Genomic DNA, 25,693 nt, shown 5'->3' on the forward strand with positions numbered 1-25,693 from the left:
ATGCTATCAAAACGAATTATACCATGCTTGGATATTAAGGATGGCAGAACCGTAAAGGGAACCAACTTTCTTAACCTTCGCGATGCCGGCGACCCTGTTGATCTTGCTGAACTGTATGCCAAAGAGGGTGCCGACGAGTTGGTGTTCCTCGATATTACCGCCACCCACGAGGGGCGTAAAACCTTTGCTGAACTGGTGCAGCGTATTGCCGAGCGCATAAACATTCCGTTTACCGTTGGTGGTGGCATTAGCACGTTGGACGATGTACAGCTGCTGCTGCGTAACGGAGCAGATAAGGTATCAATTAACTCGGCAGCGGTTCGCAATCCGCAGCTCATTGCCGATTTGGCGGCAAAGTTCGGCAGCCAGTGCGTTGTGGTGGCTATCGATGCCAAGTGTATTGAGGGTAAATGGGTGGTACACCTAAATGGAGGTCGGATTCCTACCGATTTTGAACTCTTCTCGTGGGCTAAACGTGCCCAGGAGTTGGGTGCTGGCGAAATACTCTTTACTTCTATGGATCACGATGGCGTTCACGAAGGCTATGCCAACGAAACGCTTGCAGAACTCTCCAATATGCTCTCAATTCCTGTAATAGCCTCGGGAGGCGCTGGGAATATGATGGATTTCTACGACACCTTTACCAAGGGTAAGGCTGATGCGGCGCTTGCAGCAGGTGTTTTCCACTTTGGCGAGATTCGGATTCCGGGTTTAAAGCAGTTCCTGAAGGATAAAGGGGTTACGGTGAGGATTTAAAGAAGAAGTTATTCGGAAGTTAAAGGAGTTAATCCAAGCACTGAAAGGGCGTAATCATAAAGCAGAGCCTGCTAGGGCTAGGCTGAAAGGGCGAAATAACATAGTTTCTAAAATCTAACGTCTAACATCTTTTTTAATCAAAATAAATTTCAGCGGACTCTGTGCTTCAGAGTCTCTGTGTTAAAAGAAAAAACAATGAATATCGATTTCGAAAAGCAAGGCGGCTTAGTGCCAGCCATCATACAGGATGCAGCAACCGGAAAGGTGCTAATGTTGGGCTACATGAACGAGGAAGCCTACCAAAAAACGTTGGAGCTAAAGCAAGTTACCTTCTTTAGCCGCAGCAAGAATAGGCTATGGACAAAAGGCGAGGAGAGCGGGAACTTCCTTAAGTTGGTAGATATTGCTTCCGACTGCGATAGCGACGCCCTGCTGGTTAAGGCAGAGCCTATGGGACCAACCTGCCATACCGGCTCCGATACCTGCTGGAATGAGGTGAATAGTCCTCGCAACCTAGAATTCCTTTACGAGCTTGAGGCGGTAGTCAACCAGCGCAAGCGCGATATGGATGTTGAGGCATCGTACACGGCGAAACTATTCCAAAAGGGTATCAACAAGATTGCCCAAAAGGTGGGTGAGGAGGCTGTTGAATTGGTTATAGAGGCAAAGGATGACAACCGTGAGCTATTCCTCAATGAGGCTGCCGATCTGATGTTCCATACAACCGTTCTGCTTGCGGCAAAGGGCTACTCGTGGGACGATGTAATGGCTATCCTTAAGGAAAGGCATAAGTAATCTGTTAGACGCAAGACGCAAGTATCAAGACTAAAGACGCTGTTGTTTCGTTGATTCATATAAAGAAAAAAGCCGTTTCAGAATAATCGAAACGGCTTTTATTATTTTATTCTACCACTCTGGTGGTGTTTGGTTCATCAATGTCTTTACGAAGAAGTCGTGAATCTTATGCATTACGAATGGTGCTCCTAGGTTATGGCTAAATCCGGGAAGATATAGCTGCTCGAAGTTCTTGTTGGCTTTTATTAGAGCCGAAACGACCTGAAGGGTAGATGCCGGATCGACGTTGTCGTCAAGTTCGCCGTTAATCAGCAGCAGTTTGCCCTTAAGGCGCCATGCGTTGTCGACATTGGAGCATTGCGAGTACGACTCATCAATAGGGTAGCCCATCCATTGCTCGTTCCACCAAATCTTGTCCATACGGTTGTCGTGGCAGCCACAGAGTGCAACGGCAGCCTTGTAGAAATCGTTATGGAAGAGTAGCGCCGCCATTGCATTCTGTCCGCCTGCCGACCAGCCATAGATGCCAACGCGGGTAGTATCCATGTAGGGATACTTTGCGGCAGCAGCCTTAATCCATGCAATGCGGTCGGGGAAGCCGGCATCCTTTAGGTTCTTCCAGCAAACATCATGGAAAGCCTTAGAGCGGTTTCCGGTGCCCATGCCATCAATAAGTACCACAACGAATCCTAAATCGGAAAGGCGTGAGCAGAGGTGGTAGTAAACCGAGAAATCCTTTGGCACGTGCGAATCGTGAGGTCCTGCGTAGATCATCTCCACCACGGGATACGATTTGCCTGCATCGAAGTTGTATGGACGAAGAATGGTACCCCAAATATCGGTTTTACCATCGCGACCCTTTGCGCTTAAGACCTCCGGCATTGTCCAACCCTTCTTTACCACCTCGCTGATATCACCCTGCTCAAGCATCATCGTAACCTTTCCGTTGGAGGCATCGCGAAGGACGCTAACGGGTACGGTATCGGGGCGTGAGTACACATCTACCATGTAGGTGTAATCCTTCGAGAAGGTAGCCGTATGGTTGGCCCTCTCTGGGGTTAAGCATGTAAGGTTGCGGCTATCGAATCCAACGCTGTAGTAGTGGATGAGGTAGGGATCTTCGCCCTTGTTGATGCCCGATGCCGTGAAAAGGATGGTCTTTTTAGCCTCATCAACATTTACCACGTTGCGAACAACCCACTCTCCTTTGGTGATCTGTTTCGCCTTGCCTGTATTGCAATCGATCAGGTAGATATGCCTCCAGCCATCACGATTCGAAATCCACAGCATCTCGTGGCCATCGTTCAGGTCGTACCTGTAGTTCTTGTAGTACTCGACAAAGGTGTTCGACTGCTCGTTAACCAGCGGCCTTACCTTGCCGGTTGATGCATCGGCTTCGGCAACCTGGTACACCTGATGGCCACGTTGGTTGAACTCGAAGGTGAAGGCGCGGCTATCCTTGCGCCACCCCGTTAGCGAGAGGTAGAACTGGTTGGCGTAGGGTTGGGCATCGACTTGAATCTGCTTTTTACCCTCCACGTCGAAGAGCGCTGGGGTGTAGATGGGGAGCGGATCGCCGGGTTTGGCGTAGTCTATCCACTTTAAGATTGGCTGGCGTTGCGATGCTGGACTCGACTCCACCAGCGGGATCTTTCGCTCGGTAACCTCGCGAACCTTGGTGGTTGCAATCTTCCTGGAATCGGGCGACCAAAAGATCTCCGATCCGTAGTGGTTGCCCGATACGCCATCTTCCGAGAGCCGTATCTCCTTTTTATCGCTTAGGTTGAAGACAAACAGGTTGAAGTCCTTGATGTAGGCCTGCCACTTGCCATCGGGCGAGAGCACTTTGTTGCTTTGGGGCGTGCTGCAGGTGGGCGTATTGGGGAGGCGATTGAGGGCATTGGTGGCGATGGCGTACCTCCAAGTCGAGCCATCGTAGTCGAACGACAGGTTCTGGAGGTTTGCCTCAACGGTGATGGTGGTAAACGGAAGCTTGCTGGCATCAATCTTACCACTGGCGGCTTTCGAGAGCCTAGAGGCAAGCGAGTCGGCGTTAAACGCTAGGCGCTTCTCCTTTTTGGCCGCATCAATCAGGTAGAACCTATCGCCAGCGCGCTCGTGGTTGAGGTACCAGAACGTGCTCGTGCCCTCGATCCAAGTAGGCCGTACCCCCTTGTTGTAGAAGTACCCGCCTATTTTGGCGAGCGTGTCGGCCCTCTCGTAGTCGCACTTTTTGCCCTGCGCCCCTGCGAGGCTGGCCGACAGGCAGAGCCCGGTGGTGGCTAGTAGAACTAAATTTTTCATGGTGTTGCTATTGTAATGTGTACCTGGTAAACTTACCTAAAATAGCGCTAGGTTGTTTAGAATGAGGTAGGGCGTTGGGCTGTGCAGTTTGCTGTACTAGGCGGGCATCTGCCCGCTGATAGCTAGCGGCATATCGGCGTAGGTTTTCGGGCGGCAGATTGGGGGCAAGCCTACCAGTAGGCGGACACGCAGTATGGATAAAAACACGAGCATGCCATGGGATATTTGAAGAACAAAGTAGTGGTGGTTACCGGTGCGGCAAGCGGCATTGGTAAGTCTATAGCATTAGCCTTTGCGAATCTGGGGGCAACCATTTTTCTTGCTGATATCGATGTGAAAAAGGGCGAAGAGCTCGAAAAGATCATCATAGATAGCGGGGGCGATGCCCACTTCATCGTCACCGATGTTAGCATTCCAGTATCCATCGAATCGCTATTCGAGATTATCGACAGCTACCGCAAGAAGGTCGACATCCTGATCAACAATGCCGGTATTTCGGAGTGGAAATCGCCCTTTGAGCTGAGCCTCGATAATTGGGATCGCATCATCAACACCAACCTGCGCAGCGTCTTCCTGTGCTCGCGTGAGGCAGCAGCACGGATGCCCGAGGGGAGCGCTATCGTCAATATAGCATCCACCCGAGCCATGATGTCGGAGCCCAACTCCGAGGCCTATGCTGCCTCCAAGGGTGGCATTGTGGCGCTTACCCACGCCATGGCGGCATCGCTGGCCACCAAGCGCATTCAGGTAAACTGCATCAGTCCCGGCTGGATTGAGGTTGAAGACTACGCCGGGCTTCGTAAAATAGACCATACCCAGCACTTCTCGCAGCGCGTGGGCATCCCCGAAGATATTGCCCGAGCCTGCATCTTCCTGAGCGACTCGGCTAACAACTTCATCTCGGGCGAAAACCTTGTTATTGATGGTGGCATGACCCGCCGGATGAAGTACGAGGAGTAGCCTAGTATGGTTATGGATTAATAGTGTATTAGTGGCATAGCGGTTTGGCCATGGCTGCGCAGCTAAGGCTACCCTGTACAATGCAGCATCTAGCCATCGTCTTTCGAAAACATGCTTACACCACTTTCCCCCTAAGCAAGACGCTTAAGTACGGTATCTGCGCGGGTACATGCCGCGGCATGACGTAGCCTGCTGGTGGCGGTATAGCCTCGGTGTGGGGTTATGTAGCAGGGGAGCGTGCTTGCCCGGGGGGCGACTAGTGCTGCCTGTGGGCATGTAGCGCTTGCCTAGGGGACGGAGACCTGCTTCTTTGTCGGCGATGATTTGGCCCGGGGTCGGGTCAGAGCAGTTTACTTGTGAATGGTGTTGGCCCGAGGTCGGGCAAGAGCTGTTTGCTTGCAGATAGTGCTGGCCCGGGGTCGGGCAAGTGCTATTTTGCTGTTGACAGTGTCGGCCCGGGGTCGGGCAAGGCTTTACATCATGTCGATGATGGTGGCCCGGGGTCGGGCAAATATGTATTTTCTGAAAGATAGCCTTGCTCGCCCCCTGTCCATCCCTTTTGGACTGCGGCTAGCGGAAGGAGGGGCTCTAGTGTAGGCTGGCCGATAGCTGGAGCACCTTGCTGTGCCAACGCAAAAGGGGAAAGGTCTTTGCTGAGACAGTGCCTCTCCTCCGGTGGCACTGCTTTGTAGGCTGGCTTTGCAGCCGTTACGACGCTTCTAGGCTAGGCCAGCTGTCAATGCTATCGCTGACGTAAGGACCCTGTTGTAGATTTTTATACCATAAATAAACTTTCTTTTCGAAAGCCCTGTTTACTAACTGCTACGATTAACAGAACGCATAACGTGCAAATTTTGCAGAATCATGAAGGTAAAACCATCAGTTGTCATTAACGACACAGGCTTTGTATTTAACCCCGAAACAGGAGATTCATTCTCCGTTAACACACTAGGGCTAGAGCTCATCCGGCAGCTCGAAGAGGAACGCGATGTAGAAACCCTGCGCAAGTTTCTGAGCCGAAAGTTTACAGTAAGCATGGCTACCCTGCGTAAAGATCTTGACGATTTCCTACGGATGCTGAAAGACAACAAAATTATAGAATGATGGAGAGGCGCAAGATAACCGTTGCCGTAACCGGCATCAACAACATCGATAGCCCAGGACCAGGCATTCCCGTAATCCGAGCCCTAAAGGAAAGTCAGTATTTCGATGTTAGAATCGTTGGCCTTAGCTACGAAACGCTGGAGCCGGGGTTGTTTATGCACGACTTGGTGGATAAGAGCTACTCTGTTCCATTTCCCTCATCGGGGGTGGCCAGCCTCATGGAGCGGCTTAGGTACATCAACGAGCGCGAAAGTATCGATGTGCTCATTCCCAACTTCGATGCCGAGCTCTACAACTTTATAAAGATCGAGAAGCGCCTGAAGCAGGAGTTTGGGATAGCCACCTTCCTGCCCACCATCGAGCAGTTCGAATCGAGGCATAAAGCCGTTCTGTACGAGTTCGGCGAGCGCAACAGCGTAAGCGTTCCCCCCAGCAAGGTCGTTTTCAACCATTCGCAAATTGCCGAGCTCGAAGGCGAGTTTAAGTATCCTATAGTGGTAAAGGGCAAATTCTACGAGGCTTCTGTAGCAAAATCGCGCGAACAGGCCATTAGCCACTTCGATAAGATCAGCCATAAGTGGGGGCTTCCCATCATTATTCAGCAGCACATCTCTGGCGACGAGGTAAACGTAACGGCTATCGGCGATGGCAAAGGAAACTGTATCGGAGCCATTCCCATGCGCAAGATGTACATTACCGATAAGGGAAAGGCATGGGCCGGCATAACCCTCGAAGATGAAGCGCTACTCGACATCACCCAAAGGCTAATGGCCAACACGAAGTGGAGGGGAGGGTGCGAACTGGAGTTTATCAAGACCCGCGAAGGTCGGTACTACCTGCTGGAGATGAATCCGCGCTTTCCCGCTTGGGTATACCTAGCGGTAGGATGTGGCCAAAATCATCCCGAAGCGCTCGTCCGAATGGCTCTTGGCGAAGATGTCGCCCCTTTTACCGCGTATGATTCCAGAAAAATGTTTGTTCGCTACTCCTACGATCAAATTGTGAACCTGTCGGAGTTCGAGAAAGTGTCAACAATGGGAGAACTATAAACCATAAGGAAATGGAAAACACAACCTACGAAAAACCATCCATTCAAAAGCTGAATAGTGGTGCCATGAATAAGTTTGCAACAAGAACCGAGTATAAGGCCGTTACGCACATCGAAGGAGTTTCTGTAAAACGGTTGATCGGCAAGTACGGATCGCCTGTTTTTGTGATCTCGGAGCGGCAGCTGCGCATGAACTACCGAAATGCCGTTCATGCCTTCCGAACTAGGTACCCAAAGGTACAGTTTGCGTGGAGCTACAAAACCAACTACAACAACGCCGTTTGCAACATCTTCCACCAAGAGGGCTCATGGGCCGAGGTGGTATCCATGTTCGAGTACAATAAGGCGCTACGAAATGGCGTGCCTGGCAATAAAATAATATTCAACGGGCCCGACAAAACTCGCGAAGACCTACAGGCTGCCATAAAGAATCAGTCGCTAATCCACATCGACCATTTTGATGAGCTCTATATGCTTGCCGAGCTGCTTCAGGCTAGCCGGCAGACAGCTCGCGTGGCCATTCGGGTCAACATGGATACGGGTATATACCCCATGTGGAGCCGGTTTGGGTTTAACTACGAAAACGGCCAGGCCTGGGAGGCCATAACCAAGATTATGTCGATTCCAGAAATGGAGATGGTGGGGCTGCACTGCCATATTGGAACGTTTATGCTATCGGCCAAGCCGTATGCTACTGCCGCTTGGAAGCTATGCGATCTTGCCATCAACATTAAGCAGGTTTGGAACAAGCAAATTCAGTATCTAGATATGGGGGGCGGTTTTGCATCGTCCAATACGCTAAAAGGGTCGTATCTGCAGGGGGCCGATGTTATTCCAACCCTCGACGATTACGCTGATGCCATAACCTCTACAATCCTAAACTTCGGTTTTGCACCAGAGGATTTGCCAACCATAATGCTGGAAAGTGGCCGTGTGATGGTGGATGACGCCGCATGGCTACTGGGAAGCGTAATTGCATCTAAGAAAATGGCAGATGGGCGCAATGCTCTTATTATCGACATTGGGGTAAATATCCTATTTACGGCATTTTGGTACGACCACAAGATATCGCCAGCGCAGGAGTTCTCCGACTACATGGAGGATATGGTAGTTTATGGGCCGTTATGCATGAACATCGATTGCATTCGCGAGAGTGCCAACCTACCCGTGCTAAGCAAGGGCGATCAGGTGGTGATCCATAAGGTTGGTGCATACAACATGACCCAGTGGATGCAGTTTATTGCCATGAGACCAAAGATTGTACTAATTGATATGGATGGGCATACCCACGTAATTCGCGAAAGCGAGTCGTTGGATACCATGCTTAGGTACGAATGTAAGCCTGCTCATTTAAAGAACTTCAAGCTTTAAAAATTACCTGTTTTGAGCTCAATATCGTTTAGTACATCGGTTAAGTTTTGGCTCGATAGTACGCTTAACAGCTATAGTCAGATATTTTTTTCGGAGAATAAGATTTTTGCGTTGGCCTTGTTGCTCGTAACCTTTCTAACTCCAAGCGTAGGAATATTTGGACTATTGGGCGTTGTACTGATAAACCTACTTGCCCGTACAGGCAGCCTTAGTAAGGTAGAGATTCAGCAGGGGCTATATGGGTTAAATGCCCTATTCCTTGGAATGGCCTTAGGGCACAACTTTCAGTCAACAGGGCTATTTGTTATCTTTTTTGTTGCTGCTGTATTTATGCTTCTAATAGCCACCGTGCTATTTAAAGAGTTATTGGCCATGCAGAAGCTGCCATTCCTTGTGCTTCCCTTTTTGTTTACCTACTGGATTATCTCTATCTCGTCGCCCAACTTCACTTTTTTAACCGAAAATCACTACAACCCCAGCTTAATTAGTGATACCTTTTTTAAGCAACCTTGGATTATAAGCAAGCTAATTGGCTCCTTATACCAAATTCCGATACCGCATGTTGTGGTGGTGTTCTTTCGTACGCTGTCGGGGGCGCTCTTCCAGCAAAGTTTTTTAGGTGGGGTTGTTATTGCTATTGGCCTATTTTATTCATCGCGAATAGCCTTCTCGCTAAGCGTAATCGGCTTTTTTGTTGCCTACACGTTCTATACGATGTTTGGTGCAAACGTAAACGATTTCAACAACAACCTGCTTGGGGCAAACTATGTGTTTATGGCAATTAGCCTAGGATGCTTCTATGTGATTCCAAATGCGTACAGCTACCTGAATGTTGTTATGTTCATTCCGATTCAGATGCTGATGGTTATGTTTCTAGGTAAGATGTTGGCCGTATTCAATGTCGATGCCTTTACCTTACCTTACTGCGTTGTATGCATTGTGTTCCTGTTTACGCTGCAATTTCGATGGCTTCGTAAGTACATTCACCTCACTGAAGTTCAGTATTTTATGCCAGAGAAGAACATCTACAAGTATCTCAACGCGATAAAAAGGCTTAAGATGGAGCATTTGCCTAAGATTGCGCTTCCATTTTCAGGAGAATGGCTCGTAACCCAAAGCTACAACGGAAATGTTACCCATGTAGGTGAATGGAACAACGCCTTGGATTTTGTTATGTCCAACGATGAATTGAAGACGTTCAAATACCAAGGGGCAAGCATTGATGAGTACGGGTGCTACAACAAGCCTGTACTGGCACCTTTTGATGGGTATGTGTACGACATCTTGAATACCGTAGAGGATAACTACATCGGTATTGTAAATGTAGGTTCCAACTGGGGGAATACAATTGTTATTAACCATTTAAACGGATTGTACTCTCAGATCAGCCATCTAAAAAAGGATTCGTTTAAGGTTTCGGTAGGCGAGTATGTAAAAAAGGGAAGGGTACTTGCATGCTGTGGAAATTCGGGGCTCTCCCAAGAACCCCATGTTCACTTTCAGCTGCAGGCAACACCAGAGATTGGAGCAAAGACGCTATTCCATCCGCTATCGTACTTCATAGAGAAACGGGATGGGAAGAGCGAACTAAAGGCATTTGAGATACCGAAGGAGAAATCGTTTGTAAGCAATGTTGTGCCGTCTGTTCCGCTTTGCGAATGCTACAGCTTTTATCCGGGCCGTAAGTTTATCTTCAAAAATGAAAGCACCAACGCTTTAAGCAACTGGGAGGTTTTAACCGATGGACTAAACCGCCAATACATTTACTGCTACGATACAAAGTCGTATGCCTACTTTGTGAACGATGGTACGATGTTCTACTTTACCGACTTTGAGGGCGATCGTAAGTCCTTACTCTACTACTTCTACCTAGCAACCTACCGCCAGTTGCTGGGCTACTACGAAAAGATTGACGTTACTGATGAGGTTCCCCTCGTTCAGTTCCGCTGCCGTTGGCTGGCTTGGTTGCAAGACCTATTTGTTCCATTTATTACGTTCATGCGCGCCGAGTATACCTCTAGGTTTGTATATGCTGACGACCTGTTCTCACCTCGCATTATTGTGTTTAAATCGTCGGTAAGCGTGATGCTGCTTAAGCGTGCCATTCGGAAGATTAGCTTCGAGTTCGAGATACGGAACAATGCCTTTAGGTATTTTGCTATCACCCAAAATAAAAAGCGAGAGAACTATATATGCGTATCTTGATTTGCATATTGCTTTGTGCTGCATCTGTTGCTGTATCTGCAAGAAGTACGACCATTACTGCAGATAGTAGCGTGTATCTTCAGCATGGAGTGCAAGGTAATCATCAGATAAGAAGCATGTATAGGGATAGCCTACGCCGAGGTACGCCTTCGTTTAGCCTAGAGTTGAGCGTGGGGCAGCACTACTTTGGCAAGGGTAACTACGACAATGCAGCGTACCACCTAGAGAAGGCTAGGCGTATGAGCAGCGCAACGGATTCGGTGCTTCTAGAGCGCCTCTATCTATCGTACCTCTACCTTAAAAGGGTTGAGGATGCCAATGCTACGGGGAACTGGCTCTCGGAAAGTGCCAAGCAACGGCTAGGCTACCGGCGAAAGCTGGCCGACTTGCTTGCCGTAGCAGGCGGCTATACCTTATCGGAAAATACGGCCAATGGTAGAATCAGGGATATTAAGCGCAGCGAAAATATTTACGGAGAGGCGCTGTACAACGGTGCGGTGAGGTGGGCCTGCTTCTCGATGCAGCACTCCATCCTTAACCGATTACGGCTAACCTACGGCGCTTCGATCTTTAGAGCAAAAGCCGTTGGCGTGGTTCAGACAAAGGACGATGGTAAGGTTCAAGATTTCGAGAATAAGCATGGGCAGCTGAACGCAGCACTTTCCTACGCCTTTAGTGGTGGATGGAGCGTTACCGGGAGCGTTGCCAGCTACATGCAGGAGACCTCGTGGCTAACCAGTGAGTACAACAGTACGCTCAACAAGTACCGATTTATAGATGGCAACGTGAGGAATAACTACTTTGCTGGAGGCCTGAGCATCGCACGGCGAATGCGCTACCTTAAGCCCTCGGTAAGCGTGGTGTTGAGCAACTTCGGGAAGTCGAACCACTACCAGGGCGAGTGTTCGCTCGTAGTATTCCCCTTAGGCAACCTTAACGTCCATACGGTTTCGTCGGTTTCGCTGCTAAAGAACAGCGGGAGTAAGCAGTGGATTGTTTCGCAAGCGGTAGGGTCGAAGATATTCAGCTGGCTGTGGCACGAGGAGAAGATCGTCTACGGCAACCTGAATAACTACATCACCGATAACACCTTTTCGACCTACAACACGTCCGACCCCATAAAGCGAATTTTGGGCGCCAACCTGCGCTTCTACCATAAGCGCTTCGAGGTAATTGCGGGGTATGCCTCCAACCGCTGCCAGGGTAGCTACCTCTACTTCGATTCGTTTACCTCCTACAAGATCGTAAAGTATCACTACACGAGTCAATCATTTAATACTACAGTGCTATGGAAATTTTAAAGCGATTTTTCCCAGTATGCCTGCTCGCGCTTGCGCTGAACGTTCAGGCGCAGACCAGCAACCTGATCGATGCCTTCTCGAAAAGTTACTCGCTTGAGGCAAGCAAAAAGTACGACGATGCCATATCGGTGCTCAACAAAGCCTACGATGCGAGCTCGTATGAGACCAACCTACGGTTGGGATGGCTGCACTACCTGGCTGGAAAGCAGAAGGAGTCGGTTGCCTTCTACGAAAAGGCCTCTAACCTTATGCCCAGTGCCACAGAGCCTCTTTGGGCTGTCCTAAAGCCGCTAACGGCCCTAAAGCAGTGGGACGACTGCGAAAAGAACTACATGAAGATCATCAAGCTCGACCCTAAGAATTCGGTGGCCAACTACCAGTTGGGGATGATCTACTACAACCGGAAGAACTACCTGAACGCAAAGCAGTACTTTGATGTATCGCTCATTCTGTTCCCCTTCGACTACGACAACATGCTGATGAGCGCATGGACCTGCTTGCGCTTAGAAAGAAACACGGATGCCAAATCGTTATTCAATAAGGTGCTTTTGTATAGGCCAAACGATGCCTCGGCATTGGACGGGCTTAAGCAGATTAAGTAGGCTTGAACTGTCATATTCAAAAAGAGCACTCTTTTAAAGGGTGCTCTTTTTTTTTTAGTTTTTTGGTTGCTGATATTACGGCTTAATCACCTTTGTCAGTATTGTAGGGATAGAAAGCAGATCAAAATCGTGGTCGTAGATTAAGTATATGTTATTCCAAGTGGGGTAGAACCTCTCCTTAAATTCGCGTAAACCTTTGTAGTGAGAGAATGTGCGAATGGAGTTGTAGGCATACTTCATGGAGCGCTCTGTCGCATTTTTTGGAACTTCGATACCCGACATAGGCGCAAATCCTAAGTTTACCGACTTAAATCCTGCTGCTTTTGCGTACTTAAAGAACTCGATAAGCAGGAACATGGTTATGCCGTTGGGGGCATCGGCTGTTTTACGAATCAGATCGTACGTTATCTCGCCATCGACATAGTCTGGGATGATGTTAAGGAAGGCATCAATCTTCTCCTCGGGGCTTTCGACGGTCATTACGGTTTGCTCCTTTAACTCTTCCCAGATAAACATTCCCTGAGAGAACACTATCTCGCTACGACCGCTATCAATTAGCCACTCGTCGGATACCGCTTTCAGCTTTTGCAGCAGCCCATCCTTTAGCGGAGGCGTATGCACGGTAGTTTTAAAGCCCTTATCGGCCACCTTATTAACGGCATTCCGAAGCGTACCTCGTTTACGCCCTTCGAGAGTAAACGATTCCAGATCGACAACGGCCTCTTGTCCAATAAAGAGCCTCTTCTTTTTCAGCTCGGCATATATGCATAGGCTCGATTCTGGCACTCTATAGTAGATGCATTTTAGACCGTTGTTGAAGCAGTATCTGTCGAATTGCTCGATGCATGCCTTCATCTGTGCTTGATCTGCCGCTACAGGATCTTCCAAAACAACCGCAAACGATGCAACAACCCGGTAGGCAATAAAGGCTTCCTCATCCTTTGAGAAGAAGAAAAATTTATCGTTGTATGTTTTAAAATAGTCTACTGAGGATTTGCCATACTTTGCCACCAACTTTTGTGCTGTTTCGATGTGGGAAGGTTCGCCGAAATACTTTACGATGTACGGATAAACGATGGTAAAGCATAGGAAAGATAGGGTTATAAGTCCGCAAAGACTTATGGAAACAAGGAAGCGGCGCGAGAAGTGATCGCCAGGAATCAGGTCGCTACCAACCATAAAGTAGTACTGAAGCGTGTAGTGGATGCTCTGTCCAATGCTAAAGTCGATGTTGAAATGGTGCTTATCGAGGAAGTAGAAACCCACAACTCCGTAAATCAGCACTGCTACGACGCTGAGCAATGCCGTTCGTACCCCCACGTTTCGCAGCCGGGGATTGGTTCTTACCACATACTCCTTTTTGGAGAAGATCAGCATTGCCATCACCAAAAGAGCGATAATTGCCTCCTCGTAGTCGATAGCTTTGGTAAGGTGTCCAACTACCGAGACCAAGCTAAGAAGGAAGGCCATCCACCAAGCGGTTCGTAGCCCTCTAATCAGAAATATGGAGGTAAGAAGCATCAGAAAGCCAGCCAACAGCACCAAATAGTTGGAGGCATTAATAACAGCGAATGGAATAAAATCGTGCAGGAGTTTTACCCTCTCGCCAATAGAGGCTGTCATTACCGAAAGAATATTAATTACCCCTAACGATAAAATGAGCAGGGCCGGAATAACCCGCATTAGCAGCTTGTTAATCTTGATAAGAAAGCTGAATATGCCCAGCACCAACGGCAACCAGAACTCAAGGAAACGGTATAGCAGCGTTATGGCAATGGCCTCTACGTTGTTGTAGCCAAATCGGGTAAGAATAAACGTCATGGAAACCTCTATGGCGCCTAATCCTCTCATAAAAGGAGATACGATAAGAAAGACAACCGATACCAAGTAGCTTAGCATTGCCGACTCGATGGTAGGTGAGAAGCCTAGCGCCAACATGGCTATGTATAGGTGAATGATTCCTGCTACATCAACAAGAACAGAAACAAAGAAGGCGTAGCCAAACAACAATCGATCTACCTGATGGCTGATGATATCGCCCAGAAATACCTCGCTAGAGGGAATGTACTTTACCAATACTTTGTAAACCGATCCTTTCCTAACGATAGATTTATAGCAGAGGAATACGCCGCCAAGCAGAACGATAAGCAGTACCAAGGCAACAATCTCGGAGTATCCGGTTAGCCCCTCGGCAAGCGAGTAGGTAAATATGGGTAGCGCAATCACAATAACAGATAGGATGCCTAAAAAGGCGTAAACGCTGGAGGCAAAGTTTATGCTCGACTTGGGAACTCCCCCTTTTTCAATATCGCCCGAGAAGAATGCCAACGAGGTTACGCCACCTGCAGGAAGGAATACGCTTACAAAGTTGCGCTTTAGAAACATGATTATGTTGAGCCATAGCGGTACATTACGCCTTACCATGGCAAACGATAGCTTGTAGGCGTAGCCCTGCAGGATGACGTAAATAAACGTCATTACAATGCCTAGGCATACCCATAGCCATCTCGATTGTACAATGATCTGCCTAACATCCAACAGCTCGGAGCCTTCGTGCTTCAAGAACCAAAAGCCGACACCAAGGAAAAGCGCAGCAATCAGGAATTGCAGGATTACCTTGCTGTTGTCGCGCACGTAAAGGAGTCGCATCTTGGCGATGCTTCTAACATTTTGAATAGTAGAAAATCTTAGGTCCATATTCTTAGCTGAATTATTTATGGGTTACTATTTGCCGATTGTTGCGAATGGTGATGATGGCAATGGTTGCTAGGTAGGCGTAGGTGTTCAGCATAAATAACCGCTGCCATAAGCCTTTATATACAACGAAAAAGTTGTGCTCGTTATGCAGATATCTGAATAAAAAAAGAAGGATAGACAGAATACCAACCACAAAAGCGATGTTCGAAAAGCGCGAAAACGCAGAGCCCTTCTTCGCTTGCAAAACCTTTGGCATGATAGCCGGAAACGCCAGTATGGCAGCTACGCCAAATCCTCCCAGCGTATTATGGATAAGGCTGGATATGGTAGAGCCGCCCATTACATGGTCGGCCTTAAATGCTCCAGAACCGATACCTTCTCCAAGTCCGTAGAGGATAATCAGGACGGAGGCTACTAGGGCATACCGCCCTTTGTCGGCAAATGCCATTCTAAAGCCTATGCCATACAGCGTAAACAGGATTCCTGCAATACACCACCAAAGCGATATAGCATCAGATACCGGGCTGATGGATGCACCCAACGCGCTCATGGTATCCTTAAGCTGGTTGTAGCCGGGGTACTGCGCTCCTAACGCGAATAAAGCAACAAATTCACCCACACAGCCTGCCAGGCAGGCTGCCGATGCAATATATATGAAGTAGCTGGTCGATTTTTTCATTGCTAGTTTCCTCCCGTTAATCCTCTAACTATAGCCAAAGATAGCGCCTGGTAGTCTTCGTTAAAGTGGTGGTTGCCGGGAAGCGTTTGCACCTTTACCCCAGCTGCCACAAAATGGCTGCGAAGCTCTTCGCTCTCCTCGTTGCCAAACAGGCAAATCGGGTTAAGCGACTTTATCTTCTTTACCTCGGCCAGAACGTTGTACTTCTCGCGGTTGCTTAGGCTAAGCATATCCGAAATATGAATCTCGAAATCGCCAGTCTCGTCGGGGGATATGCAGAAGACCTCTTTAAGCGCATCCTTTACCATCTCGGGGAAACGGTTGGCTATGAAGGGAGCAACGCAGGCGCCAAAGGAGTACCCAACCAGAATAAGCGACTTTCGGTTCCATTGCTGCATGTAGTGGGCTGCTGCTTTGGATATCTCGACCGCTGCTGTTCTAGGATCTTTCTCGCTCCAGAAGTAGCTTTGGGCATCGAGCCCTACGACGGGAACGCCTCGCTTAGCAAGCATCTCCGATACGGTTTGGTCGAAGCTGGTCCAGCCTCCGTCGCCCGAAATAAAGATGGCAAGCGGAAGATTCTCCTTTACCGTAGATGGAATCAGGGTTAAAGGCAGCTCGTAGCTTGCCGGCGAAGTGGCCGATACCGGTTGCACCCCATTGCTCTTTACCGACTTCTTTTCGGCGTAGCTGGGCTCGTGTACAATTTTGCTGTAGGCCGCGAGCATCTGCGGAACCCAGTTTTTCTCGACAGAAAAGCCATGACCTACCTTCTTTAGCTCAACCAATTCGCACATTGGCATGCCGTTCAGGTAGCGCTTAACATCGTCGAACGAGCACACCTGATCGTCGACCCCTTGCAGCACAATAAAAGGCTCGGTAAGGTGGGAGCAAGGCTCTAGGTAAAACGCCTTGTTCCTCTTCAGCTCGTGGCTCGATAGGCCTATACCCCTGCAAAGCGTCCTGTCAGTCTCAATATCAGGACAAAAACCCAGCGAAATTGCCCCCTTAAAGGTGTTTGCCGGAGCCTGTGCCAGCGCGCCGTAAGCCAGTGTTGCTCCCGATGAGTAGCCCACCAGAATTGGCTTTAGGTACTGCTTAATCTTGTACCTCTTCTGGATTGTCATACTTAGATCCTCGAAATCGCCTGCCGGATAGTAGCATTTGGCGTTGAGGCGCCTGATATTCTTGTAGTATTGTCGGATGTCGATGCCTACAACCAGCGCGTCCTTATCGACAATATTCTTTGCCATATTTACCACGCCTTTATTCCAGCCTCCATCGCCCGATACAAAAAGCACAACGGCCTCGGGTTGCCTGTCGGGAATGTAGATGGTAACCCTTCCAAATGTGCCGTAGTTGAGGTTTTCTACGGTAACCGCTTGCGCGCTGAAGCCGAGAAGCATTATGCAAATGGCGATAGCCGCAGCTATTCCTTTTGGTTTTGCTGCTTCTTTATCCCTGTTAATCATATACAGTTCCTCCATCTTATGCTGAGAAGTATGCAACAGAAAAAGTTGCCTCAAATTACACATTTGGAGCCACTCTTATTGGAATACGCTAATAAAATTTTAGAAAGGCGATTATCCTTAATTAGTTCATCAATTTTGTTATTCACCATCAAAAGAAATAGGACAGGGGCCTGCTCGCATGTAGCAGGCCCCTGCTGTTTTGCGGGCACGGCGTCGTCCTACGCGTTCCGCAAAGAAAAAGTTCAAAAAACGTGGCTCCCCAGTAGGATTAACTGAAATTTAAGCTAATTTAGGCGCAGGTTCTTTGAAAGAGAGGTAGTAATGGTTGGCATCGGTTGCTGGGAGCAAAGCTCCGCCGTCGTTGAACGCACAGCGCGGCTGGGAACAAAACTCCGCCGTCGTTGAACGTACAGCGCGGCTGGGAGCAAAACTCCGCCGTCGTTGAACGCACAGCGTGGCTGGGAGCAAAACTCCGCCGTCGTTGAACGCACAGCGCGGCTGGAAGCAAAACTCCGCCGTCGTCGATCGTACAGCGCAGCTGGGCGCGAAACGACGGACACAAATCGATTGCCGATCCCCATTTTTTGATTGTACTAGAGGGCAACAGCGTTTCAATAACTAAAAAATCAGTACAATGAAATTGATCATAGCACTATCAAAGAGGCTTATCGATTCCCTCGTTGGATACGGTAAGGAGGTAATCAGCTACTTCGAGACCGCTGAGATACCCGAATTGCTAACCGCCAAGCCTTTTACGAAGGTGAAGGAGTCCTACACCCTCATGGTGCAGGGGTACATGAAGGCGCGCAAGAATGCGTACACCGAGCTGCTGTTCAGCCTCGATGCGCTGCGCGATAGCGCCTACAAGATTCTCCAAACCGTAGTCGAGGGCCTTGTGTACTCCGAGGTGCCCGCCGAGGCTGCTGCGGCGCAGCTCCTAAAGCGGCTCTTCGACCAGTACGGGACCGACTTCCTAATCTACTCGTACGTGAAGGAGACGGCCCAGCTGTCGAAGTTTCTTCAGGAGCTCAAGAAGCCCGAGTATGCCGCTGCCGTAGCCACGCTAAAGCAGGGCGTAAAGGTGGCGAAGCTCGAGGATGCCGAGAAGAAGTTCGAGGAAACCTACACCCTAAGCGTGGAGGATAAGGTTGCTCACGCGGCCTACGAGTCGGCCTCCGACGCACGGAGGGTGTTCGCCGAGGACATGCGCAAGATGATGAACTACGTAGAGCTAATGGCGATGAGTGCCGACCCCAAGTGGGTGGCCCTTTGCCAGAAGATCGAGGCCTTCAACATCAAGTTCGAGCAGAACGAGGCTAAGACCAAGACCAAGTCCAAGCCCAAGGATAAAGATAAGGATAAGGACAAACCCAAAACCAGCAAGGATGACGCCCCAAAGGCGTAGCCTTTTTTCAGAAAACAACAATTTCGAATCGTACCTTTCAAAGAAACAGCTCCTACGCGCCAAAAGCGGGTAGGGGGGAGCATAGTACGGAAGGGGGGCCGGCGGTGGTTGGCCCCCCTTTCTTGTTCGCCGATGGTACCGCCCTATCGGAGCCGGTAATTAATTAACCAACAACAATACACCTTTAGCTAGCTTTATCCGTAAAAGGAACGTCAACCCTTTAAACGTTCAACCATGAATAGAGTAGCAATTCTCGCAGCAGCGCTCCTGCTGATATTCGCCACACCTCAGGCCGACGCCCAGACGAAGTCCGCGCAAACGGCCGGAAAGCAAACGGGGAAGGAGCAGAAAGCCCATAGAGGTCCGGTAAGCGAAAAGTCGAAGACGCAGTTCCTGCTAGATTTCGGGAGAATCACCAACGCCCTATGGTCCACAACCGACTACTACGATAAGGTCTTCTTTACCGATAAGAAGGGGCAAAAGATGACCGCCTTTTACGGCAGCAACGGAAAGCTGGTGGCCACAAGCTTCTTCAAAGTCTTCACCGACCTTCCACTTCGGTCGCAGGGCGTCATTAAATCAGCCTATAAGGATTACGATATCGTCTCGGTTTACTTTATCGACTACAAAGCCCCCAAAGGTGGCGTACGCTACTACGGCCGGCTGCTGCAAACCGACAACTTCTTTGTGGCGCTCGATGGCGGCGGAGCCGGTAAGGTGCTCCTGCGGGTCGACCTAAAGGGCAACGTCTTTTTCTATAAGAAGCTGTAGCATTTGGGGGAGAGATACAAATCCTGCATCTCTTTTTGTAGAGAATCAGCTATAATAAAACGAGGCGCGATATTCGCGCCTCGTTTTTGTCTGTATTTCGGATTGGATGGATTCGATTGTGCTGAGAGCATTGTTGAGGTAGAAACGTTGAGGAGACTAAATTACTTCATCAACATACTTTACAACAAGCTCTGCCATCTTCCTGAGGCTTTTGTCATTTTGCTTAAAGTAGGCATTTACCATCGATTGGTACGACATCAGTCCCATATCTACATATTGTTCTAGGCCTTTCCCTGTATAAGTTCCGCCTTTATACAGATTCCCGTCTTGGTACACTTTAAACCTTATACAAAACTCTTGAGGAGCAGGTATTATACCTTCATGCCCCATAACCGTATAGAAGAATCCAAAAATGAAAGCTTGCGATTTAAGCGAGTAGGAGAACGAATTGGGAATGCTTTCGACATTAATCTCCAACTTTTTTCCCTTAAGCCTGCTCGCAAAGTTTACGGAATCGCAATACTGATTTAGGAAGTAGCTAAAGCGCTTAACCTGCATGTAAGGGTCATACTCGCTACGAATCTCCTGCTCGATATTCCAGTAAACTAGGGCTGGAATACATTGCGATTTGAGGGTTTCAACTTTTATCGCTTCAAGTGGCTTTATTCCGTTGGACTTTACAGTAATGTAGTCCCTAGAAAGTGTTGTGTCCACTGCAGGGCGATTGGCTAACCCCTTTTCTACAATTTTTGTATACCTCCCAACACCAATGCAACCTGTCAACGAGGTTAAAATAACTCCAATGAAGAAAATATGTCTCATTTTTATATTTGGTAAAATAGAATAATCCGTAATAGCGGGCGCAAATCTAATAAAATATGCACAGTCGTTGCAATCGGCAGTACGTTATCCATAATCTGGATAGATGGGGAGGTTTTGAGGTACTCCACATGCGTCTCTTTTTGTTTTTCGAAACGCTCTAAAGGTTCGTGTTTAATAATCTATATTTAGCGATTGTTTTTCACCTAAAAATACGAGTAACCATGATAAAGCAACGGATCGGAAGGGTAGCCCAAGCGCTGGTAAACGCCGCTAAGGGAAATCCCATGGAGTGTATTCTGGCTGTAGTAGCCGTTGGCGTTGGAATAGCAAGCATCTACGCATCGAGGTACCACGAGTACCGCTTGTTCTACTATCCGATGCTTTTCCTGCTGACCAACATTGCCAATAAGCTTACCGGCAACCATCAAAGCCGATGGGTATACTACACCGTATCGTTGCTTTCGCTGGCCGCTTTTGTCCTTTTCAAGGTTGAGCCCAGCGGCAGCTACTACGTTGTGGCGCTGGGATGTGTTTCGCTGGCGTACCTCTCGTTTCCGCTTTACCCCAACAACGAGCGCTTTGCCGAGAACGTGCTCAACAACGTTGTGGCGCTGCTATTCGCTGGCTTCGTAGCCGGGGTGGTGTTCCTGCTAACCGCATCGATAAAGCTGAGCCTGAGCTACCTTTTCGACCTGCACAGCAGCGGAAAGGATATCGAGAGCATTGCAGTGCTTGTTTGGATTGGATTTTTCCCCATCCTGTTCCTCGCCTTCAACGACAATAGCCTAAAGCTTACGCTAAAGAATAGGTTCACCGAGATCCTTTTCAACTATATCCTTACGCCAGCAGTTATCGTCTACATGCTGATATTTTACGTCTACTTCGTTAAGGTGGCGCTTCAGTGGGAGCTACCCAAGGGGAATGTGGCCTACATGGTGTTCGGATTTGGAATTGCCGCCTACCTGCTTAAGATGGTTTCGTACCTGCTGGCGAAGGATTACTTTGGCTGGCTGTACCGCAACCTTTCGTACTTTGTGCTGCCTGCGTTGGTGCTCTTTTGGATTGGAACAATATACCGCGTAACCGAGTACGGCTTTACCGAAGATCGCATCTACCTGCTAATTGGTGGAGCCTTTTTGACGGTGACATCGCTGGTGCTTATCAGCAATAAGTTGGGGAGATACCTATATCTCTCGCTGGGGATAATCGTGGTGCTGTCGGCATTTACCTACATCCCGTTTATGTCGGCAAAAACGTTGGGCATAAAGTCGCAGGAGCATCGATTCGAAAAGGCACTTGCTACGCTAGGGTATACCAACCTCAATAGCACCGTACGCTTTAAGCCGCTTGCCGATACTCCCCAAAACCGAGAGGTTATTAACACGCTAACCTCTTCGTTCCGCTACATCAGCAACAATGCCGAGAAGGGATACCCCGCAAAGCAACTAGGCGTAGCGGATACGTACCAACTCGAAAACATTATTACTTCGGAGAACTACGACTTGGGCAACGAATCATCCGATCGTAGTTATCAGGTAAACTCGCTGGAGAACCCAAAATCCTCATTAAATATCCAGGGCTATAAAACTATGGTCGTACTCGAAACCTACTCTAAAGATGGCAGCTACTACCAATGCGAGGACTCTAAGTTGGATATTTACTATAAGGACAAAAAAATCTTTACCGCCAATAAGGATTCGCTACTAAAAAAACAGCTCGGCAAAGCAGGAGTTAGCCTTCTCGATGCTCAAGGATATAGACGGCAGCTAACAGACCTGCAGCAACAACTACTCTACCGAATAGAAATACCGGGCGGTGTAGCCTTGGTAAATAGCTATAGCTATTCCATTAATGATAATTCGTATAAAACGGAGGACGTTGAGCTGTATGGTATTCTGTTAAGATAACTCCACACTGTCTGAATCACGGATTAGATGGATTTCGCGGATTGCACGGAGAACATTATTATATCGTAGTAGAGGCGTTGCAATGCAACGCCTCTACTATTTTTGTAAGTGGTTATTTTCTCCTTTTCTTGCAGTTTCAAACTGCTACTTATGTTCGATGCGATTGCAAATTGCGCCAAACATTGTGTGTTGAATTTGACTATGGCTAGCGATGAAATTCCTCCGTGTAATCCTTTAATCCGAATAATCCGTGATTCTGCCGTTATTGTATCATTACGACCTCCTTTCCATCAGCTAATCATCAATAACAATAGGCAAAGGGGTCGATTGTGGCTGTGTTAAACCTCCATTTTTACTATATTTGCCGCTTGCGTATTAATTAAGAGAAAAATTTAACGTTTTATGGAAATCCCAGCAAAGTACAATCCTGTAGAAACAGAGGACAAATGGTATAGGTACTGGATGGATAAGGGCTTCTTCCGTTCGGTTCCAGATGAGCGCGAGCCTTACACCGTCGTCATTCCTCCACCAAACGTCACCGGCGTGCTGCACATGGGGCACATGCTTAACAATACCATACAGGATGTACTGGTCCGTCGCGCCCGCATGATGGGCAAGAACGCCTGCTGGGTTCCCGGAACCGACCATGCCTCCATTGCTACCGAGGCAAAGGTGGTGGCTAAGCTTCGCGCCGAGGGCATCGAGAAGTCGAGCCTTACCCGCGAGGAGTTCCTAAAGCATGCCTGGGAGTGGAAGGAGAAGCACGGGGGCATCATCCTCGAGCAGCTTAAGAAGCTGGGCGCTTCGTGCGATTGGGATCGTACCCGCTTCACCATGGACGAGAAGCTTTCGGAGAGCGTTCTAAAGGTATTCGTCGACCTATATAATAAGGGGCTTATTTACCGCGGTGTTCGCATGGTAAACTGGGACCCATCGGCGCAAACCGCGCTATCCGACGAGGAGGTAATCTACAAGGAGGTTCAGAGCAAGCTGTACTACCTGCGCTACTTTATCGAGGGCGAGGATAAGTACATCGTTGTGGCAACCACCCGTCCAGAGACCATCCTTGGCGATACCGCCGTGTGCGTTAACCCTAACGACCCTCGCTTTACCTTCCTAAAGGGTAAGAAGGTGATCGTGCCGCTGGTAAACCGCGCGGTGCCCATCATCGAGGACGAGTATGTAGATATCGAGTTCGGTACAGGTGCCCTAAAGGTAACGCCTGCCCACGACGTAAACGACTACATGCTGGGCGAAAAGTTCAACCTAGAGGTAATTGATATCTTCAACGATAACGGAACCATCAACGAGAAGGGCGTCCTTTACGTTGGTCAGGACCGCTTCGACGTTCGTAAGCAAATCTCCATCGACCTAGAGGCTGCCGGCCTTATGGAGAAGGTGGAGGACTACACCAACAAGGTGGGCTATTCCGAGCGTACCGATGCCGTAATCGAGCCTAAGCTATCGATGCAGTGGTTCCTTAAGATGGAAACCCTAGCAAAGCCTGCGCTCGATGCCGTTATGAACGACGACATCATGCTCTACCCCGCTAAGTTCAAGAACACCTACCGCCACTGGATGGAGAACGTAAAGGACTGGTGCGTATCGCGTCAGCTGTGGTGGGGACACCGTATTCCTGCCTACTACCTTCCACAGGGTGGTTACGTGGTAGCTGAGACCGAGGCTGAGGCTTTAGAGCTGGCAAAGGCTAAGAGCGGCAACGCCAATCTTACCATGGCCGATCTCCGTCAGGATGAGGATGTGCTCGACACTTGGTTCTCCTCATGGCTATGGCCAATCTCGGTTTTCGATGGGTTAACCGATCCTGAGAATGCTGATATCAAGTACTACTACCCAACCAACGACCTGGTAACGGCTCCCGAGATTCTATTCTTCTGGGTTGCCCGTATGATTATTGCCGGATACGAGTGGGAGGGTAAGGCTCCATTTAAGAACGTGTACCTAACCGGTATCGTTCGCGATAAGCTGGGCCGCAAGATGTCGAAGTCGTTGGGTAACTCTCCCGATCCATTAGATCTTATTGCAAAATATGGTGCCGATGGCGTTCGCCTGGGTATGCTACTTTCGTCGCCTGCGGGTAACGACCTGCCCTACGACGACTCGATGCCAGAGCAGGGACTTAACTTTTGTAATAAGATATGGAATGCCTTCCGCCTAGTTCAAGGTTGGAATGTTGATGCCAACATCGATCAGCCCGAATCTGCAAAGGAAACGGTAGCGTGGTTCAACAACCTTCTTAGCAAGAGCATCAAGGAGATTGATGAGCAGTTTGCTAGCTTCCGCATCTCCGAGGCGCTAATGCAGGTGTACAAGCTCTTCTGGGACGAGTTCTCGGCCTGGTACCTCGAGCTGGTTAAGCCAGCCTACGGCTCGCCAATCGATGCTAAGACCTACGAGGCTACCCTCGAGATCTTCGATAAGATGCTGAAGCTGCTTCACCCATTCATGCCGTTCATCACCGAGGAGATTTGGCACTACCTAGCCGAGCGTAAGGATGGTGAGAGCATCATGGTGGCTCAAATGCCTACTGCCGACGAGTACAGCGATGCCCGTATTGATAAATTTGAGATTCAAAAGGAGATTATTGGCAACATCCGTACCATCCGCAAGGATAAAAACATTCCTCAAAAGGATAGCCTAGAACTCTTCTATAAAGGAGCTGGAATTGATGTATCTACTAACCTAATTATGAAATTAGGAAATGTTTCAAATGTTGATTCAGCCTTCGAAATAATGAAAGATTCTTCGACATTTCTTGTTCGAACCACCGAGTTCTTCGTACCGCTAGGCGATAAGCTCGACGTGGAGGAGGAGCTGAAGAAGCTTACCGCCGAGCTCGACTACACCAAGGGGTTCCTAAACTCGGTACTGAAGAAGCTTTCGAACGAAAAGTTTGTAGGCAGCGCCCCCGAAGCGGTGGTAAACGGCGAGCGCAAGAAGCAGGCCGATGCCGAGGCTAAGATTGCCGCACTAGAGGCGCAGATTGCGCAGCTGAAGTAGGCTTATCGAACACTAGAATACTAAACTATAATCCCCCGAATGTTGATCTCGGGGGATTTTTTTTTGTTCATACATTGATGGGAATGCCCTGTTTGGCGAAGGATGGGGCAGATAGGTGTCTTGCTAAAGCCTATTAAGAAAAGTATAAACACTCAATAGAAGCGCGTTATTCTCCCGTATGGATTGGAGGTTTTGGGGCAACGTTTTTACCCACCCCTGACCCCTCCCGAGGAGGGGAAAAACAGTTTCAATTTTGAGTTAGTGCTTATTGTTATCCTTTTCTTATAAAATCTCATTTACAAAACTGCTAATATGGGCAGGAGCCTCCGCCAGACTGGGGCAGGTTGGGGGCGGTAAATGCCAGCTTTATAGGGGGATTGCCCCTTTGTAGCTAATAATAGTTAAGTCAGGTGCTTTTGGTTTTATCCGAAGGACAATGGAGGGGCTTTTCCGCCTATTTTTGCACGCTTTTG

General features: G+C 48.7%; 18 protein-coding genes. 13 read left to right on the forward strand and 5 right to left on the reverse strand.

All coding sequences use genetic code 11. The features are described from left to right. Window positions 1-756, forward strand: a complete 756-nt coding sequence (gene hisF, locus ACHZA1_RS16995; RefSeq protein WP_320053056.1) for an imidazole glycerol phosphate synthase subunit HisF — start codon at window positions 1-3, stop codon at window positions 754-756. 195 nt (window positions 757-951) lie between these two features. Further along, complete coding sequence (hisIE, locus tag ACHZA1_RS17000) at window positions 952-1,551, forward strand: bifunctional phosphoribosyl-AMP cyclohydrolase/phosphoribosyl-ATP diphosphatase HisIE (RefSeq protein WP_320053057.1); 600 nt, start codon at window positions 952-954, stop codon at window positions 1,549-1,551. A gap of 111 nt (window positions 1,552-1,662) precedes the next feature. On the opposite strand, the gene ACHZA1_RS17005 is transcribed toward hisIE, so the two are convergent. Then, window positions 1,663-3,855, reverse strand: coding sequence for a DPP IV N-terminal domain-containing protein (locus ACHZA1_RS17005; protein WP_320053058.1), 2,193 nt, complete (start codon window positions 3,853-3,855; stop codon window positions 1,663-1,665). Window positions 3,856-4,071: 216 nt separating this feature from the next. On the opposite strand from ACHZA1_RS17005, the gene ACHZA1_RS17010 reads away from it, so the two are divergent. From ACHZA1_RS17010 to ACHZA1_RS17040, 7 genes are all read left to right on the forward strand, one after another. Continuing rightward, window positions 4,072-4,815, forward strand: coding sequence for an SDR family oxidoreductase (locus ACHZA1_RS17010; RefSeq protein ID WP_320053059.1), 744 nt, complete (start codon window positions 4,072-4,074; stop codon window positions 4,813-4,815). Window positions 4,816-5,679: 864 nt separating this feature from the next. Continuing rightward, window positions 5,680-5,919, forward strand: a complete 240-nt coding sequence (locus tag ACHZA1_RS17015) for a PqqD family protein (protein WP_320053060.1) — start codon at window positions 5,680-5,682, stop codon at window positions 5,917-5,919. Next, window positions 5,916-6,968, forward strand: a complete 1,053-nt coding sequence (locus tag ACHZA1_RS17020; protein WP_320053061.1) for an ATP-grasp domain-containing protein — start codon at window positions 5,916-5,918, stop codon at window positions 6,966-6,968. The genes ACHZA1_RS17015 and ACHZA1_RS17020 overlap by 4 nt, the downstream gene beginning before the upstream one ends. 11 nt (window positions 6,969-6,979) lie before the next feature. After that, entirely contained in the window at window positions 6,980-8,338 is a 1,359-nt protein-coding gene (locus ACHZA1_RS17025; RefSeq protein ID WP_320053062.1) for an alanine racemase, read from the forward strand. Between the two features lie 12 nt (window positions 8,339-8,350). After that, window positions 8,351-10,543 carry an urea transporter gene (locus ACHZA1_RS17030; RefSeq protein WP_320053063.1) on the forward strand — a complete coding sequence of 731 codons (2,193 nt, stop codon included), beginning with the start codon at window positions 8,351-8,353 and terminating at the stop codon, window positions 10,541-10,543. Then, window positions 10,531-11,844 carry a hypothetical protein gene (locus ACHZA1_RS17035; RefSeq protein WP_320053064.1) on the forward strand — a complete coding sequence of 438 codons (1,314 nt, stop codon included), beginning with the start codon at window positions 10,531-10,533 and terminating at the stop codon, window positions 11,842-11,844. The genes ACHZA1_RS17030 and ACHZA1_RS17035 overlap by 13 nt, the downstream gene beginning before the upstream one ends. Further along, window positions 11,832-12,446 (forward strand): tetratricopeptide repeat protein, encoded by a 615-nt coding sequence (locus ACHZA1_RS17040; protein ID WP_320053065.1) that lies wholly within the window; start codon window positions 11,832-11,834, stop codon window positions 12,444-12,446. The genes ACHZA1_RS17035 and ACHZA1_RS17040 overlap by 13 nt, the downstream gene beginning before the upstream one ends. Before the next feature lie 75 nt (window positions 12,447-12,521). On the opposite strand, the gene ACHZA1_RS17045 is transcribed toward ACHZA1_RS17040, so the two are convergent. Genes ACHZA1_RS17045 through ACHZA1_RS17055 form a run of 3 tightly spaced genes read right to left on the reverse strand, consistent with a single transcriptional unit; the run spans window position 12,522 to window position 17,309 of the window. Continuing rightward, entirely contained in the window at window positions 12,522-15,143 is a 2,622-nt protein-coding gene (locus tag ACHZA1_RS17045; protein ID WP_320053066.1) for a phosphatidylglycerol lysyltransferase domain-containing protein, read from the reverse strand. 13 nt (window positions 15,144-15,156) lie between these two features. Beyond that, window positions 15,157-15,822 carry a DUF998 domain-containing protein gene (locus tag ACHZA1_RS17050; protein WP_320053067.1) on the reverse strand — a complete coding sequence of 222 codons (666 nt, stop codon included), beginning with the start codon at window positions 15,820-15,822 and terminating at the stop codon, window positions 15,157-15,159. A 2-nt stretch (window positions 15,823-15,824) separates the two neighbouring features. Next, complete coding sequence (locus ACHZA1_RS17055) at window positions 15,825-17,309, reverse strand: AcvB/VirJ family lysyl-phosphatidylglycerol hydrolase (protein ID WP_394701040.1); 1,485 nt, start codon at window positions 17,307-17,309, stop codon at window positions 15,825-15,827. Window positions 17,310-17,928: 619 nt separating this feature from the next. Here ACHZA1_RS17055 and ACHZA1_RS17060 point away from each other — a divergent pair. Then, window positions 17,929-18,699, forward strand: a complete 771-nt coding sequence (locus tag ACHZA1_RS17060) for a DUF6261 family protein (protein ID WP_320053070.1) — start codon at window positions 17,929-17,931, stop codon at window positions 18,697-18,699. Between the two features lie 234 nt (window positions 18,700-18,933). Further along, window positions 18,934-19,470, forward strand: a complete 537-nt coding sequence (locus ACHZA1_RS17065) for a hypothetical protein (RefSeq protein WP_320053071.1) — start codon at window positions 18,934-18,936, stop codon at window positions 19,468-19,470. A gap of 156 nt (window positions 19,471-19,626) precedes the next feature. Here the strand turns inward: ACHZA1_RS17065 and ACHZA1_RS17070 are convergent, their stop codons facing one another. Further along, window positions 19,627-20,292: a hypothetical protein gene (locus ACHZA1_RS17070; RefSeq protein WP_320053072.1), complete on the reverse strand. Its 666-nt coding sequence runs from the start codon at window positions 20,290-20,292 to the stop codon at window positions 19,627-19,629. Between the two features lie 221 nt (window positions 20,293-20,513). On the opposite strand from ACHZA1_RS17070, the gene ACHZA1_RS17075 reads away from it, so the two are divergent. Continuing rightward, window positions 20,514-22,199, forward strand: a complete 1,686-nt coding sequence (locus ACHZA1_RS17075; RefSeq protein WP_320053073.1) for a DUF4153 domain-containing protein — start codon at window positions 20,514-20,516, stop codon at window positions 22,197-22,199. Between the two features lie 402 nt (window positions 22,200-22,601). Further along, entirely contained in the window at window positions 22,602-25,220 is a 2,619-nt protein-coding gene (locus ACHZA1_RS17080; protein WP_320053074.1) for a valine--tRNA ligase, read from the forward strand. The last annotated feature ends 473 nt before the right edge of the window (window positions 25,221-25,693 follow it).

The sequence above is a fragment of the uncultured Acetobacteroides sp. genome (assembly GCF_963667355.2).
Classification (GTDB): Bacteria; Bacteroidota; Bacteroidia; order Bacteroidales; family ZOR0009; genus Acetobacteroides.

Bases quoted from the DNA above. Each gene is read 5' to 3' on its own strand.
- ACHZA1_RS17045 (WP_320053066.1), bottom strand. From the start codon at position 15,143: ATGGACCTAAGATTTTCTACTATTCAAAATGTTAGAAGCATCGCCAAG.
- hisF (WP_320053056.1), top strand. From the start codon at position 1: ATGCTATCAAAACGAATTATACCATGCTTGGATATTAAGGATGGCAGA.
- ACHZA1_RS17035 (WP_320053064.1), top strand. From the start codon at position 10,531: ATGCGTATCTTGATTTGCATATTGCTTTGTGCTGCATCTGTTGCTGTA.
- ACHZA1_RS17075 (WP_320053073.1), top strand. From the start codon at position 20,514: ATGATAAAGCAACGGATCGGAAGGGTAGCCCAAGCGCTGGTAAACGCC.
- ACHZA1_RS17070 (WP_320053072.1), bottom strand. From the start codon at position 20,292: ATGAGACATATTTTCTTCATTGGAGTTATTTTAACCTCGTTGACAGGT.
- ACHZA1_RS17025 (WP_320053062.1), top strand. From the start codon at position 6,980: ATGGAAAACACAACCTACGAAAAACCATCCATTCAAAAGCTGAATAGT.
- ACHZA1_RS17015 (WP_320053060.1), top strand. From the start codon at position 5,680: ATGAAGGTAAAACCATCAGTTGTCATTAACGACACAGGCTTTGTATTT.
- ACHZA1_RS17050 (WP_320053067.1), bottom strand. From the start codon at position 15,822: ATGAAAAAATCGACCAGCTACTTCATATATATTGCATCGGCAGCCTGC.
- ACHZA1_RS17065 (WP_320053071.1), top strand. From the start codon at position 18,934: ATGAATAGAGTAGCAATTCTCGCAGCAGCGCTCCTGCTGATATTCGCC.
- hisIE (WP_320053057.1), top strand. From the start codon at position 952: ATGAATATCGATTTCGAAAAGCAAGGCGGCTTAGTGCCAGCCATCATA.
- ACHZA1_RS17080 (WP_320053074.1), top strand. From the start codon at position 22,602: ATGGAAATCCCAGCAAAGTACAATCCTGTAGAAACAGAGGACAAATGG.
- ACHZA1_RS17020 (WP_320053061.1), top strand. From the start codon at position 5,916: ATGATGGAGAGGCGCAAGATAACCGTTGCCGTAACCGGCATCAACAAC.
- ACHZA1_RS17040 (WP_320053065.1), top strand. From the start codon at position 11,832: ATGGAAATTTTAAAGCGATTTTTCCCAGTATGCCTGCTCGCGCTTGCG.
- ACHZA1_RS17005 (WP_320053058.1), bottom strand. From the start codon at position 3,855: ATGAAAAATTTAGTTCTACTAGCCACCACCGGGCTCTGCCTGTCGGCC.
- ACHZA1_RS17060 (WP_320053070.1), top strand. From the start codon at position 17,929: ATGAAATTGATCATAGCACTATCAAAGAGGCTTATCGATTCCCTCGTT.
- ACHZA1_RS17055 (WP_394701040.1), bottom strand. From the start codon at position 17,309: ATGGAGGAACTGTATATGATTAACAGGGATAAAGAAGCAGCAAAACCA.
- ACHZA1_RS17010 (WP_320053059.1), top strand. From the start codon at position 4,072: ATGGGATATTTGAAGAACAAAGTAGTGGTGGTTACCGGTGCGGCAAGC.